The organism is Mameliella sp. MMSF_3455 (genome assembly GCF_030733205.1).
Taxonomy (GTDB): Bacteria; Pseudomonadota; Alphaproteobacteria; order Rhodobacterales; family Rhodobacteraceae; genus Antarctobacter.
Genome location: NZ_JASHJL010000054.1, coordinates 13,175 through 31,554, shown reverse-complemented (window position 1 = coordinate 31,554; position 18,380 = coordinate 13,175). Strand labels below are relative to the sequence as shown.

Genomic DNA, 18,380 nt, shown 5'->3' with positions numbered 1-18,380 from the left:
TGCCCTCCGTTCGGTTCCAATGGAACCATCATGGCATATGAGATGCCGTTGGTGGGGGCATCCACCGCATCAGTTCAATGGCCGAGCAGAGAAGCGGCGAACTCAGCCCACCGGCTTGCGCCCGAGTATGCCAGGCCCCGAGCACCCTCGTGCTGTCCGTGTCGATCAACATCACTCTGCGTCCGGCGGCGATCGCGGCGCTGATCAAGGCGCGCGAAAGCGTCGTTTTTCCACTGCCCCCTTTCCGGGCCATCGCTGCGATCACCACAAGATTTTCGTTCGGCATTCTGATCCTCCGCAAAAATAGTGACTCGCAACGATAATGCAAAAATGTCGCTAAACGCATGAGGCGGAGGGGTCAAGCAGAAGTCGGGATGCGACCCGCGTTTGGCGTGCAGCGGGTGGCGTTGTGCGATGACCGTGCGACGCCTGCCGTGGCGCCTTCAGCATTCGTCGCGGGGCACCACACACCCTCCAAATGTCGGGATGCGCTTGGCGATGTGCTGCGGACGGACTGCAGGTGACGGATAGCGCGCGCCAGACGACGGGAGGCAGCCGCGCGTATGGCGTTCTGCAGGTGACGCGAGACGGTTAGCACGCAGCAAAACCCGTCTTGCGGGGTGCAAGAGACGGGGTGCAAAAGACGCGATGCGCGATGCGGGGACCGCATCGCGTGGTGCAATGAGCGCGAAGCGCGATCCATTTGACAAGGGACGGGAAATCGCTCCTGCAGGGCGATTTTCTACATTGAGTACAAGCCCTTATGGCCGACTCCACTTGCGTTGGGAGTCGGTGGGCTTGTACGAAGTTGGCAAGAAATAGGAACGTTAACTTCAAAATGCCCCGCCGCAGCAGACTGTCAAAGATCGAGCGATCGACCATCGCCCAGGACCGCCGGAACGGCGTCTCCGCGGTGTCGTTGGCAGCCCGCTACGATGTCAGCCTGAAGACGATCTACAACGTGGTGAACCACTGGGATGAGCGTCAGACAGCGAACGGCAGCCGATCGCGGGTTGTGGGGATCCGGGTCTCGGACGACGACCTGCGCCGGTTCGACGCGGCGCTGTCGCGGCGCGGGATTGCGCACCGCTCGGATGCCATGCGCCGCCTGATGCTGGCGGCCGAAGGTGTTTTCCTGCCCGACGACGAGATGTGTGACGAGTTGCGCAACCTCGGCGCCGCGCTCAACCGGGTCGGCAACAACGTGAACCAGATCGCGCGACGTCTGAACGAGGCCAAGGTGCGGGGCGAGAGACTGTCCTACCCGGCCTCAAGTCACCGTGACGTCCGCGCCCTTGCGCGTCTGGTCTTCGATCTGGCCGACCAGGTCCATGAGATGTCGCGTGCGCGGCGCAGCGTGCTGGACCTTGAGATCAGCTCTGCCCTGGCGGACCTCGCCGAGAGGGATGAGAATGGCGCGGAGTGACCGGGTCCGTGGCATCGACCCGGCGCTCTTTGACCGCGGCTGGAGCCGAGTTTCGGGATCTTGGCAGGGGCTTTCCAAGGGCGCGCAGATGGTTCGGGCCGCGCGCGGCTATTCGCCAGCGATCTTCAAGGCTATCTCGAAAGGGGGTTGCCACACCGGGGCGCAGCTACGGGCGCAGCTCACATATCTCACGACAAAGTCGACCCATATCCTCGACAGTCGCGGCACCCATGACGGGAAGAAGCAGCTCTCGGAAGCCGAGATCAACCGAGTGGCGCGGCGGTTCGAGAACCAGTGGAACGAGCGCTACAGCCCCAAGCTTGGCCATACGTCGCATCTGCTGATGGCATTCCCGGTTGGGACCAGGGGTGAAGAGGTGCGCGATATCACCCAGGCGGTCTGCGAGAAGTTCTTTCAAGGTGAGGGATCGCAATTCGACTATATTGCTGCAATACACCAAGATCGCGCACATCCACATGCGCATATCGTTCTGAACCGCCGCAGCAAGGATGGCGAAATGTTCTTTCTCGGGAAGGATCATCACTTCAACTACGACGCCTTTCGCGAGGCGATGGTTGAGGCGGCCCAAGTTCATGGGATCCGCCTCGAGGCGACGCGCCGTCTGGATCGCGGCGTCACGACCTACCGCGCCGAGATCGATGAAATCTACAAGGCTCGTGACGAAGGCCGTCCCCCAGTCGAGCGCCAGAGAACCGGTGCTGACCTGGCGGCCGCTCTGGAAACCGTCAGGCACAACGCGTTGATCTACCGCGGGCTCGCGGCGGAGGCGTCACGCTCGAATTTCGACGACGTGGCCGAAGCGCTCGAGCGGGCCAGCACCATCCTTGCCAGTGGCGGTCAGATTCAATCTGACGGAGCCATCTACATGTCCCAAGACGAAGCAGCGTTCGACACGCTGATCACCGAGTTTTCTCAGAACATTCGCCAGATCGAGGCGGCGATCGACAGGGCGCCGGAGGCTTCTTCCAGCAGCGCTTTCTTCCATTGGTGGATCAGCGTCGGGTGAACTCCGAACCGGCTCGCCAGCTCGGCGACCGTTTCCTCGCCCTTCAATGCTTCCAGCGCCACCTTCGCCTTGAACTCAGGCGCGTGCTGCTTTCGCTTCGACATCTCTGATCTCCTTCTCGTTGAAGATCAGCAGACCGCAAATCGTAGCCTACGTCAGTGTCCCAATTTCGGGGAGTAGCTCACTATGGTGAGAACACCCGCCGGTCGCTTCAGGGCGGCGCCGGAGTGAAGCTCTACCGTAAGCGGGGGCCACGCCCCATTGAGTTGATGAGTTCCTGACGGCTGAGACGCCTGCGATAGGGTCTGCTTGAGCAGATGGAGGTTGCGCATGGCGGATGGTGGTGATGGGTTCGCGGGCCGGTGCGAGGTTGTCGAACCGCGGCGGCGTGGCAAGCGGCGGTGGCCAGTTGAGGTCAAGGCACGGATTGTCGCCGAAAGCCTTCAACCGGGTGTGCGGGTTGTCGATGTTGCGGCGCGCTATGACATCCAGCCCCATCACTTGTCAGATTGGCGTCGTCAAGCCCGTCAGGGTCGACTTGCTCTGCCCGGTGAGCTGATGGACGCGCTGATCCCATCCCCAAGCCTGGCGTTGGCGGAGCCAGCCTTTGTGCCGCTGTCCATTTTGCCCGATCCTGTGGATCAGCCCGTGCCTTCTTCAACCACCGTTGCTGCGCAGGATGGCTCCGGGGAGATGACGGTCGAGGTCGGTCCCGATCTGGTGCTGCGCATTCCCGGCGATGTCGCGGTGGACCGCGCTGCGACACTGGTGCGGGCGCTGCGAGGGGCGTCGTGATTGTCGCCGGCCAACGGCTGCCGATCCTGATTGCGACGAAGCCGGTCGACTTCAGGTGCGGGCACAACGCTCTGGCGCTGATCGTGCAGACTGAGCTGAAGCTCGACCCATATTCCGGGGTGACGGTGGTCTTCCGCTCGAAGCGCGGCGACAGGTTGAAGATCCTGGTCTGGGATGGGACCGGGATGGTGCTGATCTACAAGGTTCTGGAACAGGGCAGCTTTGCCTGGCCGAAGGTGCAGGACGGCACGATGCGGCTGTCCCGGGCGCAGGCGGAAGCCCTGTTCGAAGGGCTCGATTGGCGGCGGGTGGTGGCGCAAAGGGTTTTGCCGCCAGCTGCGGCGGGATGACTCATCTGGTCGTTTCTGGTGTGGTTTTATTGGGTTTTCTGTCCCGGAACGGGTAGGAAAGCGCATGTCGCAACCGCTCGATCTCAGCCAGTTCCCTGACTTGCCGCCCGAGGTGGTGAAGGCCTTTGCTGCCCAGACGGCAGCGCTGGAAGCCGCGCAGTTTGAGGCGCGCGTTGAGCGTGCAGCGCGTCAGCATGAGCAGGCGGTGGTGGCCGAGAAGGAGGCCTTCATCGCCGAGCTGAAGGACTTGATCGCGAAGCTGGAAGGTCAGGTTCAGGATTATCGGCGCACGAAGTTCGGGCCGAAATCCGAGAAGCTGGACCCCGCGCAACTGGAACTGGCGCTGGAAGATCTGGAAACCGCCATAGCCGAGACACAGGCGCAGATCGCCGCCGTCGAGGAGAGGATTACGACCAGCGAACCGGACCCCGAGAAGCGCAAGCCGCGTACGCCCCGCAAGGCACGGGCCCTGCCCGAAAGCCTGCCGCGTGTCGATCGCGTGGTTGAGCCCGATAGCATCGCCTGTCCTTGCGGCTGCGGCGACATGGTCCGGATCGGCGAGGACCGCAGCGAGCGGCTGGATTACATCCCCGCGCGCTATCAGGTCATCGTCACCGTTCGCCCCCGATACGCCTGCCCCAAGGGGCGCACCGGCGTGGTGCAGGCCAAGGTGCCCGCGCATCTGCTGGAGGGCAGTTGGCCCACCGAGGCGCTGCTGGCCCAGGTCGCCGTGTCCAAGCATTCCGAGCATATGCCGCTGAACCGGCAGGCCGTGGTGATGGCGCGGCATGGGGTGCCGATCGACCGCTCGGTGCTGGCCGACTGGATGGGCCGGACCGGTGCGCTGATCGCCCCCGTGGTAGACCACATGGCCAAGCGGCTGATGGCTGACAGCACCCGGCTTTACGTTGACGAAACCACTGCCCCGGTGCTGGACCCGGGCAAGGGAAAGACGAAGACCGGCTATCTTTGGGCCGTGCTGCGCGATGACCGAGGCTGGAACGGTCCTGCGCCGCCGGGCGTGGTCTTCCATTACAGGCCCGGGCGAAAGGGCGAATATGCCGCTGAAATCCTCACTGGCTTCAACGGCACGATCCAGGTCGATGCCTATGGCGGCTATTCCCATCTGGCCACGCCAAAACGCCCGGGCAGCGATCCGCTGCGGTTGGCCTTCTGTTGGGCGCACGGCCGCAGGAAGCTGATCAAGGCCACGCCCAAGAAGGGATCCCCCATCGTCGACGAGGCGCTGCTGCGCATCGCCGCCCTCTATAAGATTGAGGATGCCATCCGCGGGTCTGATCCGGATCATCGTCTGGCCGTCCGGCAGGACCTGTCCCGCCAACTGGTCGATGAGTTCTTCACCTGGCTGAAGGCGCAGGCTGCACGCGTGTCACGCAAATCCGACCTCGGCGAGGCCATGGCCTATATGCTGAAGCGCCAGGACGGCTTCCGCCTGTTCCTGGACGATGGGCGCGTCGACATCGACTCCAACCTTGTTGAAAACGCCATCCGCAGCCCGGCCATGAACCGCCGCAACGCGCTCTTCGCAGGCCACGACGAAGGCGGCCGCAACTGGTCCCGCTTCGCCAGCCTGATCGGCACCTGCAAGATGAACAGCGTCGAACCCTATGCCTATCTGCGCGATCTGTTCACGAAACTCGCCAACGGCCATCTCGACAAGGACATCGAGGCCCTGATGCCATGGGCCTACGGCCAGCAGCGCCAGAAGGCATAGGGACCTCATCTCGTAGTACCTGACGAGCTACCGACCGTACTCAGCTTCACTCCCCGCGACACCGCGCAAGTGCGAAATCAATGGGGCGTGACCGCCGCTTACGCTCTACCTCACCCCATCCGAGCAGAAGACAATCGAGGAGTTGAGCCAAGCCGTCGGCAAGACCACCAAGCGTGTGGTGACCCGCTCCCGCGCTGTTGGACGCAATCCATTCGAGGGGCGCAGCGTTTCGGAGAGGACAGAAGATACCCCGCTCCTGACAGAGGATGAGGCCCGGCGCATGGACCTCGACGAGGTCATCCTTGTGATCGACGCGCAGATGCCCATCCGGGCAAAAAGGGTGAAGTATTTCGAGGACCCGGTGTTGAAGGTTCTGCACGCCGGTCAATCGGGAAGCTTCCCGTATCCGGATGAGGACGGCCTTCGGCGGGACCGACAGATGTCCGAGACTCGCGAGACGGTCGAGAAGCTGAAGCAGGAGCTGCAGGAAGTGCGGGCGGCCGCGGGACCGCGGGAAGTCGGCCACAATGCGCCCAACGCATCGAAAACTGACCCTGTCAGCGCAGCGAAGGCCCGCGGCCGCGCGGCTCGTGCTGCTGCAAGCGGAGGTGGCCAAGGTCAACTAGCGCTGAATATTAAAGGATTGGGGATCACGAGCGCGGACCGAACGATGCTCGCTTCGGCAGTTCAGACGACAAGGGCGATTATTGCCGGGCACAGTTGAATGCTCTACAGCGGACCTTCGCGCAATGCGCGGCGAGTGACGGTTCCGAGCCCAAAGTACCAGTTACTGCACTATGCGCGAATGTCGGCCATCAATGAGACTACGCCTACACACGCGCAATCTCACGGATCAGATCATTTGTCTCTGGTCTCGTCGTTTGGTGCCGATAACGAAGAGCAGAAACAGTTCGCGAAATTTCAAGGCCGTCGATGAGTATCGAAACGAGGCCCCTGTCTGCTGGAATTGCCGTGGTTGGCAAAATCACCGCGCCTAATCCCTGCCGCGCGAGTTCGACTAACCAATCCACGCGATTTGACCGATAGGCCGCGTAGAGTTCGTGACCTTGGTCTGCACATGCCCGATGCAACGCATCGCGCATTTCGCAATTGGGTCGATCGAGCATGTCAGTTTCAGCGAGTGTCGAAAGAGAAATAGCGTTTCGTCCAGACAACGGGTGCGACTTGGACACCACAACCTTGTAGGACTCGTCATAGAGCTGGTCTATTCGATAGAGGTCTTCACTGACCGTCGCCGCTGTGACAACGACGTCAAATTCACCCTCTCGCAATCCGGCCAGAAGCTTGGAGGCAGACGCCACGATCAACTCTATTTCGGCTTGCGGCAATCGTGTACGGAAGCGTTCCACGGCGGCTGAAATCCGGTTGTGACCAATCGTTTCGCCAACACCGACAGAAATAGGAACCCGCTCTAGTCGCGTGTGGCGGACGGCTTCTGCCTTAGCTGCCTGCGTTTCGTCATGCGCTTTCTGTAGCCTTGGCTGCATGAGTTTTCCGAGTGCCGTCAACCTGCATCCCGCGCGGTCCCTGACAAACAGATCACCCCCGAGCTCGTGTTCAAGTTTCTTGATCGCGGTCGTCAAGGACGGTTGGGAAACATTTGAGGCGCTAGCGGCATGGGTGAAGTTGCGATGCTGGCAGACAGCCAAAAAATACCTGATCTGGTTCATCTCCACTGCCACAGTCTCCGTCACTTTCCGCCATGAGGTTCACCATAGCACATGTCTATCAAAGAATAGAAGTTCGGGATTGGTGCCTGAGGCATTCGGCATGGGAAAAGGATGCATCGAAAGCAAACACAACGACCTTTCAATCAGGAGGCGACCATGAAAGCCCAAATTCTCAAGACACTCGCCGCTTTGGCCTTGATCACGACATCTGCACCCGCACAGGAAGCCCCAATGGAAAATCACACTGCCAGCTACATCGCCATGCCCGCCGCTGAAGGCCAGACCGAAGCATTCGCCGAATTTCTGGCCGGAGCCGCCCCGATTGTCGCGGACACCGAACCAGGCACCGTGCTTTGGTTTGCCTTACAAGACGACGATACGCTCGCGATCTTTGATATCTTCGTGGATGAAGAAGCGCGCAATGCGCATTTCTCCGGCGCTGTGGCCGCGGCTTTGAACCAAAATGCCGACGCGCTGGTCGCCGGGGGCTGGGACGATGGTGTTGTCGCGAATATCAACTATTCGGATGTCCTGTCGGTGAGGGAACCGGTTGATCTCTACTCGGCGACGACAGCCACGTATATCACGCTCGAAGCAGCACCCGGCAAAGGGCCGGAACTGGCAGCCTTGCTGACCGCAGCTGGTCCCATCGTCGGAGAAACCGAACCTGGCACATTGTTCTGGGCGGCGCTGCAGATTGACGAAACATCCTTCGCAATCTTCGACATCTTCACCAACAATGCTGGCCGTGAAGCACACTTTGCCGGTCAAGTCGCCGGGCTGCTGCACGAACGGGCAGCGGAGTTGGTCGCTGGCGGGTGGGACGACGGTGTGGTCGCTAACGTCCGCAACTTCGACATCCTCGCCATCAAGTAACGCGATGTTACAGGAACAAGAGGCGCCTGGTGCAACGCATCAGGCGCTTTGCCGAACGAATTTAGATTCACCGTTAAGCGGTCGTTCGAGTAACTGCAGCGAATTAGCGCTTTGTCCCGCACACCGGACACAAACCCCCTGCCAGAACTTACACGCCAAAAACGGTTCTCTGATTGCGGCTTTGTCAAGCGGGTGAGCAATCTGTCCGTCCGGGGTCATGGTTCTCTCCCAGGTCGCGGGTTTCGCGCCTCATGATGGTGTTCGGTGGCGGATCGTCTCCAATGTCGTTTGCGGGGTGAGCGGCGCGAACCGCATCCCAACCGTTTGTACGAGATCGATCAACCTCCGTCCTTTCGGGACTTCGCTTCCCGCCCTCTCAGCGGCGGAAATTCAGGTCAGGCGGTGGCCTCCTTTGTCCATTGATAGTCGGTTTCGTTTTTCCAGAGCGTCAGCATCAGGACGGCGATCTTGCGCGCGGTGGCGACTGCTGCCTTTCGGAACCCGCGCCGTCCGGCCAGACGCACGGCCCGGCTTTTCAGCGGTGAGAAGCGTTTGACTTGGCGGATCAGGCAAGACGCCGCCTCGAACAGCAGCCCGCGCATCGCGCCGTCACCGTATTTCGAGACGCGTCCCGACCAATCGACCTCTCCGGACTGATGCCGCTTCGGTGTCAGCCCCAGGAAAGCGCCCACGTCCGAGGTTCGGCTGAACCGGTTCGGATCGTCGATCAGTGCGATGAAGCTGAGCGCATTGACCGGGCCAATGCCGGGAATTGTCATCAGGCGGCGCGCGACGGGATGGGCCTTGGCTTTCTTTTTCACGGATTTGTCGAGATCATCAGCCGCCTCGCACAGCGTGGCATGGGCGGTGATGAAGCCATCGGCAATTACGCGCAGAACAGGATCCGTTTCGCCCGCCGCAGCCAGTTGATCACGGAATGCCTGTCGCTGCCGCCCCTGAGCGATACCGGTCATGCGGATGCCGAAGGTTTTCAGAACGCCGCGGATGTGCTCTTCCAGATCCTTGCGCAGCCGGATCAGCCGTTCCCGGGCGCCGACCAAGGCACGCAAGCGGTCCGCATCCTCGCTGCGGATATGGACCGGTGTGAACCAGCCGGTCCGGGCGAGCTGCGCCAGCCCTTCAGCATCGGCGGCGTCGGATTTGTTGAGCCGTGCCGACAGGGCCTTGTGCGCCTTGCGCGCATCGATGCACGTGGCCGGAAGACCCAGTGCGGCAAGTCCACGCTGTAGCCAGATCGAGAGCATCCCGCTCTCATGCACGATCCGGTTCGGCGTAAGCGACCTGGTACGAAACCAACCCGCCACGCCTTCGGGATCTGCAGGGCAAGCGCCGTGGGCGATGGTCTTGCCATCCCCATCCACGACACAGATCGAAATTTCTTTCAGGCACACGTCCAGACCGGCATAGTGTTCCATAGGTCGTTCTCCTCACGGCTATTATCCATGAGGCCAACATACCGGACCTCGTTTGCCCCCGGAGAGCTACCGCCGCAATCACACCATGCGGTAAGCGCCGGTGACAAAAACGTACGGGTTTGGGCCCATACTGCGCTGCGAAGAACGTCCGGAAGGAGCCGATTCTGTGGAAAAACAACGTGTTGCTGACGCAGAAAGTGGTATCGATTTCAGGGCGCGAGCGCCTTTCCTGTCAGGTTTTCCGCAGTTGCTGCGGTGCAGGAAAGATCTTGGCCAGTTTGCGGAGGTTTTGGGCGGTTGCGGCGAGGAGGAATTCGTCATTTACACCGCAAGGGCCACGTAATCGGAGCCGTCCCAAGCCGAGAATACGTTTGAGGTGGGCGAAGAGCATTTCGACCTTTTTCCTGAGCTTCATCGCAATCACGTATTCATCGGTTTTGGCTAAATCCCTGGCAACTTGGCGGGCATCTTCGTGTTCTTCACGGGTGATCGATCTGGCGTCGGCGTTTGGGCAGCACCTGGGTTTGGATGGGCAAGCCTGGCAGGTCAGTTTCAGAGCACGATACTTCGCGGTGCCCTTGCCGGTCGGGCCCCGGTTCGGATCGGAATAGTTCCGGCGGAACTGCTTGAGCGCGTGACCCTCGGGGCAGATGTATTGACCGTTCTCCGCATCCCAGTCGAAATCTGTGCGGATCCAGGTGCCATCGGGGCGCCCGGCCTTGTCGATCACCGGGATATAAGGATCGATCTTGCGGTCCACGAGCCAGCCGAGCATCGGGCCCGAGCCATAGGCGGTGTCGGCGATCATCCAACTGGGGATCAAGCCGAACTTGTCTTTCACCCGCGTCAGCATGGTTTTTGTTGATCCAACCTCGGCTTGCCGGATGGATCGGGTGGTCTCCACATCCAAGATGACACCGTGATCCGTGTCGATCAGGTAGTTGTCGGAATAGCTGAAGAATGCCGGGCCCTTTCGGGCAGCGGTCCACTGGCTGGCCGGGTCGGAATGCGACGTGAACTTGGGCTGGACCTCGCTGGCCGCGCCGAAGGCGGCTTCGTCCAGGGTGTCGAGATACTCACGAACGGCCCGGGGCGCGTCGGCGGGATCGATCTGCCCGGCGTCCCAGTCGTCCTTCGGTGTCGAGTTCTGCTTGTTGGCATCGGCCTCGATCAGGCTGGCGTCGACGGCCATGCGCTGCCCGCTGACAAGGCCCTCTTCGATGCACCGCGCGACGGTCGTCTGGAACAGATGCCGCAGCAGTTCGCTGTCGCGGAACCGACCGTGGCGGTTCTTGGAGAAGGTCGAGTGATCCGGGACCCGATCACTCAGATCAAGTCGGCAGAACCACCGGTATGCGAGGTTCAGATGCACCTCCTCACACAGCCGCCGTTCCGACCGGATGCCGAAGCAATAGCCGACCAGAAGCATGCGTATCAGCAGTTCGGGGTCGACGGACGGGCGGCCGGTATGGCTGTAGAAATCGGCGAGGAAGGCGCGAATGCCGGACAAATCCACAAACCGGTCGATGGAGCGAAGAAGGTGCCCCTGCGGGACATGATCCTCAAGCGAGAACTCGTAGAACAGCGCCGGCTGCGCCTCCTGCCGCGGTCCCATCATAGCCGATCCTCCCACCCTATGCGGGAATTGAATCAGCCGAGGGCACCCCGATCAAGTGCGAGTTTTTCAACAGAATAAGCCCAAACCTACCGCAGCGCCGGAGGTGCATTGCGCACGCGCGGCAAATCATTATTCGTCGAGGACGGCCCTGAACGGCCATTCATGGACTGAGCGGCCAAGGTCCGGAAGCAGCCCTCTTTCTTTCGGATCGACTATTCGGTGCCTAATAGTCGCATCTGTGAACCACACGGAGAACGTAAGGCCTTGCTCCGCGCTTACGCCTAAGATTTGCAAAGTTCACGCTTAGGTCCGATTGAAAGGAAATGGCTTCTTTGTTGCAGAAGGGGCTTCAGCATGGCGAAGCACATCTGCGCTTAAACAGAGCGATTCCCTCCGCAACGATACATTGGTTTCGGGCCGATCGGAGTGCGATTCATCATGATCAAGTTTGCTATCCGGCATCCGCGCGAAACCCTTGATATCACACATTATCAAGTAACGCCGGCAATGTCCTGAAAGGAGCAGCCGTCATGAAGCCTGCAGCCGGCCGAGATTGACCCGATCTTGAAAACTGATAACCATTTCGGATGTCGTCTGCTCTGAGGATTGCTATAGGGCCTTTCGGGCGGGTCGCTCTACTTGATATGGACCGGCCTCTGGTTAAGCACGCCCATGCGCAATGCCACGTTCTTCTGAAGGTCGAAGGTGCCGATACCGAGTTCGATGTGGGCGGGCGCCGCGTGGCGTTGACCGATGAAAGCGCGGTTCTGATCAATGCGTGGGAGCATCACAGCTACGTGCACCGCGCGGATCAACCGCCAACCATCATCCTGGCAATGTACATAGAACCGGCTTGGCTTGGCGCGTTTCGGGGCAATTGGGAGGCAAGCGCCGGTCCGGACTTTTTCCCGCATCCGGGCGGTGCCATCACGCCGCAGATTCGGCGACAAGTCGGTGAGACGGCAGAGGCGATGGTGCAGGCACCCGGAGATGCCGCGACGCATGAGCGGCTGATCGGGCGGCTGATGGTCTCAATTATCGAGAGGCTGGTACCCTGGCGTAGCGTGCAACCCTCGCTCCGGGACCGGGCCAAAGCGACGCGCGCGCCCGATCGTCGGATCGCGCGGGCCTTGACCCTGCTCCGGCAGGATCCGGCCGGCGTTGTCTCGATGGATTGGCTCGCCCGCGAATGCGGCCTGTCGCGTGCGCATTTCTTCCGGCTCTTCGAGGCCGATACCGGGATCTCGCCCCGGGTCTACCTGAACACCCAGCGGGTGGAACGTGCGGTGCGGGCCGTGGTCAACGAAACGCGCAGTTTCTCGGCCATCTCCGACGAGCTGGGATTTTCTGTCCCGGCGCATTTTTCGCGGTTCTTCCACGACCATGCCGGCTCCTCGCCCAGCGTCTTCCGCGATGTCTCTGCCCTGCGCGATACCGCCTGACCCCGCTTTTTGAGACTCCTCGGTAAGGTCCGAGACCTGGCGGAGTCGCAAGGCCAACATACCCGCGCCTAACGTCCTCTCGCAAGAGCTTGCCCATGCCAAGCCGGGAGGAGACATGAAAGACACCGTTACAGAAAAGCTGCTCGGCCAGTCCGCACTGCGCGTCGAGGATCCGGCGCTGCTGTCGGGGCGCGGGCGATATATCGACGACTTGCCGGTTGCCGCAGGCACCCTGGCGCTGGCCTTTGTCCGCTCGCCCCACGGCCATGCGGCGATCCGGTCTGTCGATACGGCCGAGGCCACGCAGGCGGCGGGCGTCGTTGCCGTGATCACCGGAGACGATGTCGCGGCGCGCACCCGGTCCATGACCGTCGGCGTGAAGGCCGATGTCGAGTGCTGGCCCATGGCGGTGGACCGCGTCCGCTATGTGGGCGAGCCGGTGGCCATGATCGTCGCGACCGACCGCTACCTGGCCGAGGATGCCGCCGATCTGGTTGTGGTCGACTACGCTGTGCTTGAGGCTGTCGTGGAGCCGGTTGCGGCGCTGGCCGAGGACGCGCCGGTGCTGCATCCCAGCCTCGGCAGCAACCTCATCAATGAACGCAGTTTCCGCTACGGAGAGCCCGAAGCGGCGTTCGACGCGGCGGCGCACCGGATCGGCATTGACGTCACCTATCCGCGCAGCGCCTGCACGCCCATCGAGACCTACGGCGTCGTCGCCAGTTACGAGCCGGGCGAAGATGCCTATGACGTTACCGCGAATTTCCAAGGCCCCTTTTCGATCCACGCGGTAGTGGCCCGGTCGCTGAACGTGCCGGGCAACCGGCTGCGGCTGCGCACGCCGCCCGAGTCAGGCGGCTCCTTCGGGATCAAGCAGGGGGTCTTTCCCTACATGATCCTCGCGGGCATCGCCGCGCGCATCGCGGGTGCGCCGGTCAAGTGGATCGAGGACCGCCTGGAGCATCTGTCGGCCAGCGTCTCGGCCACCAATCGACAGACCCGGATAGAGGCGGCGGTGACGGCGGACGGACGGATCACAGCGCTCGACTGGGACCAGATCGAGGATTGCGGCGCTCATCTGCGCGCGCCGGAGCCTGCCACGCTCTACCGGATGCACGGTAACATGACCGGTGCTTACGACATCCCGAACATGGCGATCCGTAACCGCGTTGTGCTGACCAATAAAACCCCGACGGGCCTCAATCGCGGCTTCGGCGGCCCGCAGATCTATTTCGCGCTGGAGCGTTTGATGGATACCATCGCCCGGCATCTCGGACTGGACCGGCTCGAGGTCATTCGCCGCAATCTCATCCCCGCCAAGGCCTTTCCCTACCGTACGGCCAGCGGCGCACTTTATGACTCGGGCGACTATGCCACGGCGCTGGACCGCGCGGTCGCGGAAGGCGGCCTCGCCGAGCTTTACGCCCGCCGCGACAAGGCCCGCGCCGAGGGCCGCCGATACGGCATCGGCTTTGCCTGCGTAGTGGAACCTTCCGTGTCCAACATGGGCTACATAACCACCGTTCTGACGCCCGAAGAGCGCGCTAAGGCTGGGCCGAAAAACGGCGCGCAGGCCACGGCAACCATCTCAATCGACCCTCTGGGCTCGGTCACGGTCAAAGTCGCCTCGGTTCCGCAGGGTCAGGGCCACCGTACGGTGCTGGCGCAGGTCGTGGCCGACAAGTTCGGCCTGCCGCTGGAGGCGGTGCGCGTTCTGGCCGATGTGGACACGATGCGCGACGCGTGGTCCATCGCCTCGGGCAATTACGCCTCGCGCTTTGCCCCCGCCGTCGCCGGTGCGACTGAGATCGCGGCTGCGCGTTTGCGCGACAAGCTGGCGAAAGTCGCGGCCACGCAGCTGAACATCTCCGCAAGCGATGTGCTCTTCGAGGCGGGCCGTATCCGTTCTGCAGGCAATCCCGACAACAGCCTGTCCTTCGCACGGGTGGCCGCCACAGCGCATTGGTCGCCGGGCACGCTGCCCGATGACGTGGACCAGACCATGCGCGAGACCGTCTACTGGACCCCGCCCGAGCTGGAGGCGCCGACGGCGGAGGACGGGGTGAATTCCTCGCTCTGTCACGGCTTCATCTTCGATTTCTGCGGGATCGAAATCGACCCCGAGACCGCCGAGCCGCGGATCGACCGCTACGTGACCATGCATGATTGTGGGCGCATCCTGCATCCCGCCATGGTCGACGGTCAGGTGCGGGGCGGCTTTGCCCAGGCGGTCGGCGCGGCGTTCCTCGAGGAATATTCCTACGGTGCGGACGGCTCATTCCAATCAGGCACGCTGGCCGATTACCTCTTGCCCACAGTGATGGAGGTCCCCGAACCGGTGATCCTGCATCACGAGACCCCGTCGCCCTTCACACCGCTCGGGGCCAAGGGCGTGGGAGAAGGCAATTGCATGTCCACGCCCGTGTGCATCGCCAACGCCGTGGCCGATGCGCTCGCACCCGAGGGCGATGCACCCGAGATCGTACTGCCGGTGACTGCGGCCAAGCTCGCCCCCCTGATTTTCGGCGACGAGCCCGCACCGAAAGAGCCCGTGTCCGAGACGAAAACAGAGGACACGGCAGGTGGGCGCAAGCTTACCGGCGAAGGCCGCGCCGTGGTGCAGGCCAGCCGCGAGGATGTCTGGCGGATGCTCCTCGACCCCGCGACGCTCGACGCGATCATCCCCGGCTCGCATGGTGTCCGGAAGGTCGGCGAGACGCGCTTCGAGGCGGATGTGACGCTGGGCGTCGGGCCCGTGAGGGGGCGCTACAAGGCCGATATCGACCTGTCAGACCTCGATCCGCCCAACGCGGTCACCCTCTCGGGGCAGGCCGTAGGCGCGCTCGGTACGGGCGGTGGAGAAGGCCGCATCACGCTGACCGACACCGAAGACGGCACCGAGATCGCCTATCGCTACGAGGCCCGGATCGGCGGCAAGGTCGCCTCAGTCGGCGGACGGCTTCTGGACGGCGCGGCGAAGGTCGTGATCGGCGAGTTCTTCCGCGCCCTCGCGCGCCATTGCGGCGGCGGCGCGTCCAGCGGTGCCGTGGCTCGCCTGCGGGGGCTTGTTGATCGCATCATTAAGGGAGGCCGGTCATGAAACCCGCCCCGTTCGATCTCGTAACCGCCAACGACATGAGTGAGGCGCTGGAGGCGCTGCACCAGGGCGGCACCGAGGCCCGCGTCATCGCTGGCGGTCAGTCGCTGGTGCCCATGCTCAACATGCGCCTCGCGCGTCCCACCACGCTTGTCGACATCACCCGCATCCCGGAACTGTCGCGGATCGAAGCCAAGAGCGACCGGATTACCATCGGAGCCGCCGTACGCCAGAGCACGCTGGAGCGCTGGCCGGACCTGGCAGATCGCCTTCCCTTGCTACACGCGGCACTGCCTTGGGTTGCCCATACGCAGCTGCGCAATCGCGGCACGATCTGCGGCTCCGTCGCCCATGCCGATCCCAGCGCCGAACTGCCGCTGTGCCTGATCGCGCTCGGCGGCACCGTGACCCTGCGCCGCCGCCGCAAGACGCGTGAGGTTGCGGCGCGTGATTTCTTTCAGGGCATGATGTCCACCGACCTCGCCCCCGGCGAGATGATCGTCTCGGTCTCGTTCCCGGCCCGCAAGCCGAGCACCGGATATGCCTTCCGCGAAGTGGCGCGCCGACACGGCGATTTCGCCATCGTCGCCTGCGCCGCGATCGCCCGGCCCGATGGCACCGCCACGCTTGCCGTGGGCGGCGTCGCCGACACGCCACGTGCACTCGAGCTGTCGGCAGACAGAACCGATCTCGACGACCGGCTGAACGAGTTCGCCTGGCACCTGCAGGCCCGAGACGACCTGCACGCCACCGCCCGCTACCGCCGCGACCTGGTCCGGCACCTCGGGCTCGCAACGCTGGAGGAGGCCCTGTCATGCCGCGACTGACCAAAGACGACACGCACCCGGTGCGCTTCACCCTGAACGGCCGGCCCGTTTCCGTCCGGGTGTCGCCGCGTACGCTGCTGACGGATGCCCTGCGCCACGAGATCGGCGCGACGGGCACCCATGTGGGATGCGAGCACGGTGTCTGCGGGGCCTGCACGGTGCAGGTGGACGGCGAGCCCGCCCGCGCGTGCCTGATGCTGGCCCAGCAGGCCGAGGGCTGCGCGATCCGTACAGTCGAGGGGCTGGGGAAGAGCGATGCGCTCACTCCGCTGCAAGAGGCCTTCCGCGAACATTTCGCGCTGCAATGCGGCTTCTGCACGGCGGGCATCCTGATGACACTCGACGCGCTGTTTTCGCGCCAACCGGACGCGGAGGAAGACGCGATCCGCGAGGCGCTCTCGGGCCACCTGTGCCGCTGCACCGGCTATGCGCCCATCGTGCAGGCGGCGTTGGCCGCCCGTAACCGCATCAAGGGAGGACCAATCGATGCTTGACCTCGGAACCAGCTTTATCGCGTCCGTGGAACGAGACCCCGGCGCGATGGCAATCGCCGAAGGAGACCGGACGATCACCTATTCCAACTGGTATGGCCGGATCAGCGCGCTTGTCGATGCGCTCGGCCAAATCGGGCTTAGAAAGGGCGACACACTGGTCACGGCGATGCAGAACCGGTGGGAAAATGCCTCGCTGCATTGGGCCTGCCAGATCGCCGGGATCGTCATCACGCCCGTGAACTGGCGCGTCACCGCCGACGAGTTGGACCATGCGCTGCACGACAGTGCGGCCCGCGTTCTGGTGCATGACGATGCCGCGTCCGAGGCGGTGGCCGGATCGGCACTTGCCCCGAACCTCAACGTGCTGCCGCTCGGCGGTGATCATGGCCTCGCCGCGATGCTGGCGGGGCGCGCCACCGATGCGGTGCCGCAGGCCGGCGCCGACGATTTGTCGGTCATGCTCTACACATCCGGCACGACCTCGAAGCCCAAGGGCGTGCCGCGCCGCCACCGGGCCGAACGGGCCGCGGCCATCGCCCATGTGGCGCAGAACATGTACGGCCATGGCGAGCGCACGCTTGGCGTCATGCCGCTCTATCACACGATGGGCATCCGCTCGCTCCTGTCGGCCAGCGTGATCGGAGGTAGCTTCGTCTGCCTGCCGCGCTTTGACGTGCCACAGGCTCTCGATGCGATCGAGCAGCATGCCGTTAACAACCTCTATCTCGTGCCGACGCTCTATCACGACATTGTCCACCACGCAGATTTCACGCCGGATCGGGTCGCCAGCGTGCGAAAGCTGGGCTTTGCCGGCGCGTCCATGACCGACGGTCTGGTGCAGAAATTGGCGGAGGCCTTCCAGCCCGAGCTTTTCGTGAACCATTACGGCTCTTCCGAGATCTACACGTTCTCCATCTGCCAGGACGCTGCGGCCAAGCCCGGATCGGCGGGCCGCGCAGCGATCAACCAGCGGCTGCGCGTGGTGCCGCTGGGCACCAGAGATGTCAGCCAGACCTGCGCACCCGGCGAAGAAGGCGAAATCGTCGCCTCCATGCAAGGTGATGAAGCCTTCGAGGGTTACTGGAACCGCCCCGAAGCAGACAGAAAGGCCATTCACGACGGCTGGTATTTCACCGGCGATTGCGGGCACTTCGACGAAGACGGCGATCTGTTCGTCACTGGCCGGGCCGATGACATGATCATCACCGGCGGTGAGAACGTCTCGCCCGTCGAGGTCGAAAGCTGCCTGTCGCTGCACCCCGCGGTGGCCGAGGTCGCCGTGGTCGGCCTGCCCGACGCTCGCTGGGGCAAGGTCGTGACCGCCTTTGTCAAGCGGGGCGGCGATGTCACCGAAGACGATCTCGACGCCCATTGCCGCGGCTCGGACCTGTCCAATTTCCGCCGACCGCGCCGCTACGTCTTCGTGCGCGAAATCCCGAAATCCCCGGTCGGAAAACTCCTCCGACGCTTGCTTGTAGCGGGCGAATACGAGGTCGAACCGGCCAAGACCACCACCGCGTAAGTCCAGAGAAAGACACCAAGATGAAAGATACACCGATGACCGAG

Annotated in this window: 15 protein-coding genes and 2 pseudogenes; 12 read left to right on the top strand and 5 right to left on the bottom strand. The window is 63.0% G+C overall.

What is annotated here, in order from left to right; genetic code table 11:
* Positions 1-28: 28 nt before the first annotated feature.
* On the bottom strand, positions 29-253 hold the full coding sequence (locus RBB42_RS24945) for a nucleotide-binding protein (RefSeq protein ID WP_305972618.1): 225 nt from the start codon (positions 251-253) through the stop codon (positions 29-31).
* Positions 254-838: 585 nt separating this feature from the next.
* Here RBB42_RS24945 and mobC point away from each other — a divergent pair.
* Together mobC and RBB42_RS28175 are read left to right on the top strand one after the other, a co-directional pair.
* Entirely contained in the window at positions 839-1,426 is a 588-nt protein-coding gene (gene mobC / locus RBB42_RS24940; protein ID WP_043146755.1) for a plasmid mobilization relaxosome protein MobC, read from the top strand.
* Positions 1,332-2,453 carry a relaxase/mobilization nuclease domain-containing protein gene (locus tag RBB42_RS28175; protein ID WP_317629194.1) on the top strand — a complete coding sequence of 374 codons (1,122 nt, stop codon included), beginning with the start codon at positions 1,332-1,334 and terminating at the stop codon, positions 2,451-2,453. Before mobC ends, RBB42_RS28175 begins: the two co-directional genes overlap by 95 nt.
* On the opposite strand, the pseudogene RBB42_RS24930 reads toward RBB42_RS28175, so the two are convergent.
* Positions 2,402-2,557, bottom strand: a pseudogene (locus tag RBB42_RS24930) (transposase); the annotation flags it as partial. The gene RBB42_RS28175 and the pseudogene RBB42_RS24930 sit on opposite strands and share 52 nt — an antisense overlap.
* 226 nt (positions 2,558-2,783) lie before the next feature.
* On the opposite strand from RBB42_RS24930, the gene tnpA reads away from it, so the two are divergent.
* The 4 genes and pseudogenes from tnpA to RBB42_RS24910 all read left to right on the top strand — a co-directional run.
* Entirely contained in the window at positions 2,784-3,248 is a 465-nt protein-coding gene (gene tnpA, locus RBB42_RS24925) for an IS66-like element accessory protein TnpA (protein WP_305972617.1), read from the top strand.
* Positions 3,245-3,598 (top strand): IS66 family insertion sequence element accessory protein TnpB, encoded by a 354-nt coding sequence (tnpB, locus tag RBB42_RS24920; protein WP_305972616.1) that lies wholly within the window; start codon positions 3,245-3,247, stop codon positions 3,596-3,598. Before tnpA ends, tnpB begins: the two co-directional genes overlap by 4 nt.
* A gap of 64 nt (positions 3,599-3,662) precedes the next feature.
* Positions 3,663-5,333: an IS66 family transposase gene (gene tnpC, locus RBB42_RS24915; protein WP_305972615.1), complete on the top strand. Its 1,671-nt coding sequence runs from the start codon at positions 3,663-3,665 to the stop codon at positions 5,331-5,333.
* 103 nt (positions 5,334-5,436) lie between these two features.
* Positions 5,437-6,057: pseudogene (locus RBB42_RS24910) on the top strand (type IV secretory system conjugative DNA transfer family protein); the annotation flags it as partial.
* A 106-nt stretch (positions 6,058-6,163) separates the two neighbouring features.
* Here the strand turns inward: RBB42_RS24910 and RBB42_RS24905 are convergent.
* A complete protein-coding gene (locus RBB42_RS24905) occupies positions 6,164-7,024 on the bottom strand; it encodes a LysR family transcriptional regulator (protein WP_200797839.1) in 861 nt (286 codons plus the stop codon).
* Positions 7,025-7,180: 156 nt separating this feature from the next.
* Between RBB42_RS24905 and RBB42_RS24900 the strand changes: the two genes are divergently transcribed.
* Positions 7,181-7,900, top strand: coding sequence for a putative quinol monooxygenase (locus RBB42_RS24900; protein ID WP_305972614.1), 720 nt, complete (start codon positions 7,181-7,183; stop codon positions 7,898-7,900).
* A 395-nt stretch (positions 7,901-8,295) separates the two neighbouring features.
* On the opposite strand, the gene RBB42_RS24895 is transcribed toward RBB42_RS24900, so the two are convergent.
* The gene (locus tag RBB42_RS24895) at positions 8,296-9,336 is read right to left on the bottom strand and encodes an IS110 family RNA-guided transposase (protein WP_043146746.1); all 1,041 of its coding nucleotides are present in this window, start codon (positions 9,334-9,336) and stop codon (positions 8,296-8,298) included.
* A 232-nt stretch (positions 9,337-9,568) separates the two neighbouring features.
* Complete coding sequence (locus RBB42_RS24890) at positions 9,569-10,954, bottom strand: transposase (RefSeq protein ID WP_306043536.1); 1,386 nt, start codon at positions 10,952-10,954, stop codon at positions 9,569-9,571.
* A gap of 644 nt (positions 10,955-11,598) precedes the next feature.
* Here RBB42_RS24890 and RBB42_RS24885 point away from each other — a divergent pair.
* The 5 genes from RBB42_RS24885 to RBB42_RS24865 all read left to right on the top strand — a co-directional run bounded on the left by RBB42_RS24885 (position 11,599) and on the right by RBB42_RS24865 (position 18,336).
* Positions 11,599-12,396 (top strand): helix-turn-helix domain-containing protein, encoded by a 798-nt coding sequence (locus RBB42_RS24885; RefSeq protein ID WP_223306335.1) that lies wholly within the window; start codon positions 11,599-11,601, stop codon positions 12,394-12,396.
* A 115-nt stretch (positions 12,397-12,511) separates the two neighbouring features.
* Positions 12,512-15,496, top strand: a complete 2,985-nt coding sequence (locus RBB42_RS24880) for a xanthine dehydrogenase family protein molybdopterin-binding subunit (protein WP_043146741.1) — start codon at positions 12,512-12,514, stop codon at positions 15,494-15,496.
* The gene (locus RBB42_RS24875; protein ID WP_043146739.1) at positions 15,493-16,320 is read left to right on the top strand and encodes an FAD binding domain-containing protein; all 828 of its coding nucleotides are present in this window, start codon (positions 15,493-15,495) and stop codon (positions 16,318-16,320) included. Before RBB42_RS24880 ends, RBB42_RS24875 begins: the two co-directional genes overlap by 4 nt.
* Positions 16,308-16,814, top strand: a complete 507-nt coding sequence (locus RBB42_RS24870) for a (2Fe-2S)-binding protein (RefSeq protein ID WP_305972313.1) — start codon at positions 16,308-16,310, stop codon at positions 16,812-16,814. The genes RBB42_RS24875 and RBB42_RS24870 overlap by 13 nt, the downstream gene beginning before the upstream one ends.
* A complete protein-coding gene (locus RBB42_RS24865) occupies positions 16,807-18,336 on the top strand; it encodes an AMP-binding protein (RefSeq protein ID WP_305972312.1) in 1,530 nt (509 codons plus the stop codon). Before RBB42_RS24870 ends, RBB42_RS24865 begins: the two co-directional genes overlap by 8 nt.
* Positions 18,337-18,380 lie beyond the last annotated feature (44 nt).

Coding starts and splice junctions, on each gene's coding strand:
- RBB42_RS24945 (WP_305972618.1), bottom strand. CDS start 253: ATGGCCCGGAAAGGGGGCAGTGGAAAAACGACGCTTTCGCGCGCCTTG.
- mobC (WP_043146755.1), top strand. CDS start 839: ATGCCCCGCCGCAGCAGACTGTCAAAGATCGAGCGATCGACCATCGCC.
- RBB42_RS28175 (WP_317629194.1), top strand. CDS start 1,332: ATGAGATGTCGCGTGCGCGGCGCAGCGTGCTGGACCTTGAGATCAGCT.
- tnpA (WP_305972617.1), top strand. CDS start 2,784: ATGGCGGATGGTGGTGATGGGTTCGCGGGCCGGTGCGAGGTTGTCGAA.
- tnpC (WP_305972615.1), top strand. CDS start 3,663: ATGTCGCAACCGCTCGATCTCAGCCAGTTCCCTGACTTGCCGCCCGAG.
- RBB42_RS24905 (WP_200797839.1), bottom strand. CDS start 7,024: ATGAACCAGATCAGGTATTTTTTGGCTGTCTGCCAGCATCGCAACTTC.
- RBB42_RS24900 (WP_305972614.1), top strand. CDS start 7,181: ATGAAAGCCCAAATTCTCAAGACACTCGCCGCTTTGGCCTTGATCACG.
- RBB42_RS24895 (WP_043146746.1), bottom strand. CDS start 9,336: ATGGAACACTATGCCGGTCTGGACGTGTGCCTGAAAGAAATTTCGATC.
- RBB42_RS24890 (WP_306043536.1), bottom strand. CDS start 10,954: ATGATGGGACCGCGGCAGGAGGCGCAGCCGGCGCTGTTCTACGAGTTC.
- RBB42_RS24885 (WP_223306335.1), top strand. CDS start 11,599: ATGGACCGGCCTCTGGTTAAGCACGCCCATGCGCAATGCCACGTTCTT.
- RBB42_RS24880 (WP_043146741.1), top strand. CDS start 12,512: ATGAAAGACACCGTTACAGAAAAGCTGCTCGGCCAGTCCGCACTGCGC.
- RBB42_RS24875 (WP_043146739.1), top strand. CDS start 15,493: ATGAAACCCGCCCCGTTCGATCTCGTAACCGCCAACGACATGAGTGAG.
- RBB42_RS24870 (WP_305972313.1), top strand. CDS start 16,308: ATGCCGCGACTGACCAAAGACGACACGCACCCGGTGCGCTTCACCCTG.
- RBB42_RS24865 (WP_305972312.1), top strand. CDS start 16,807: ATGCTTGACCTCGGAACCAGCTTTATCGCGTCCGTGGAACGAGACCCC.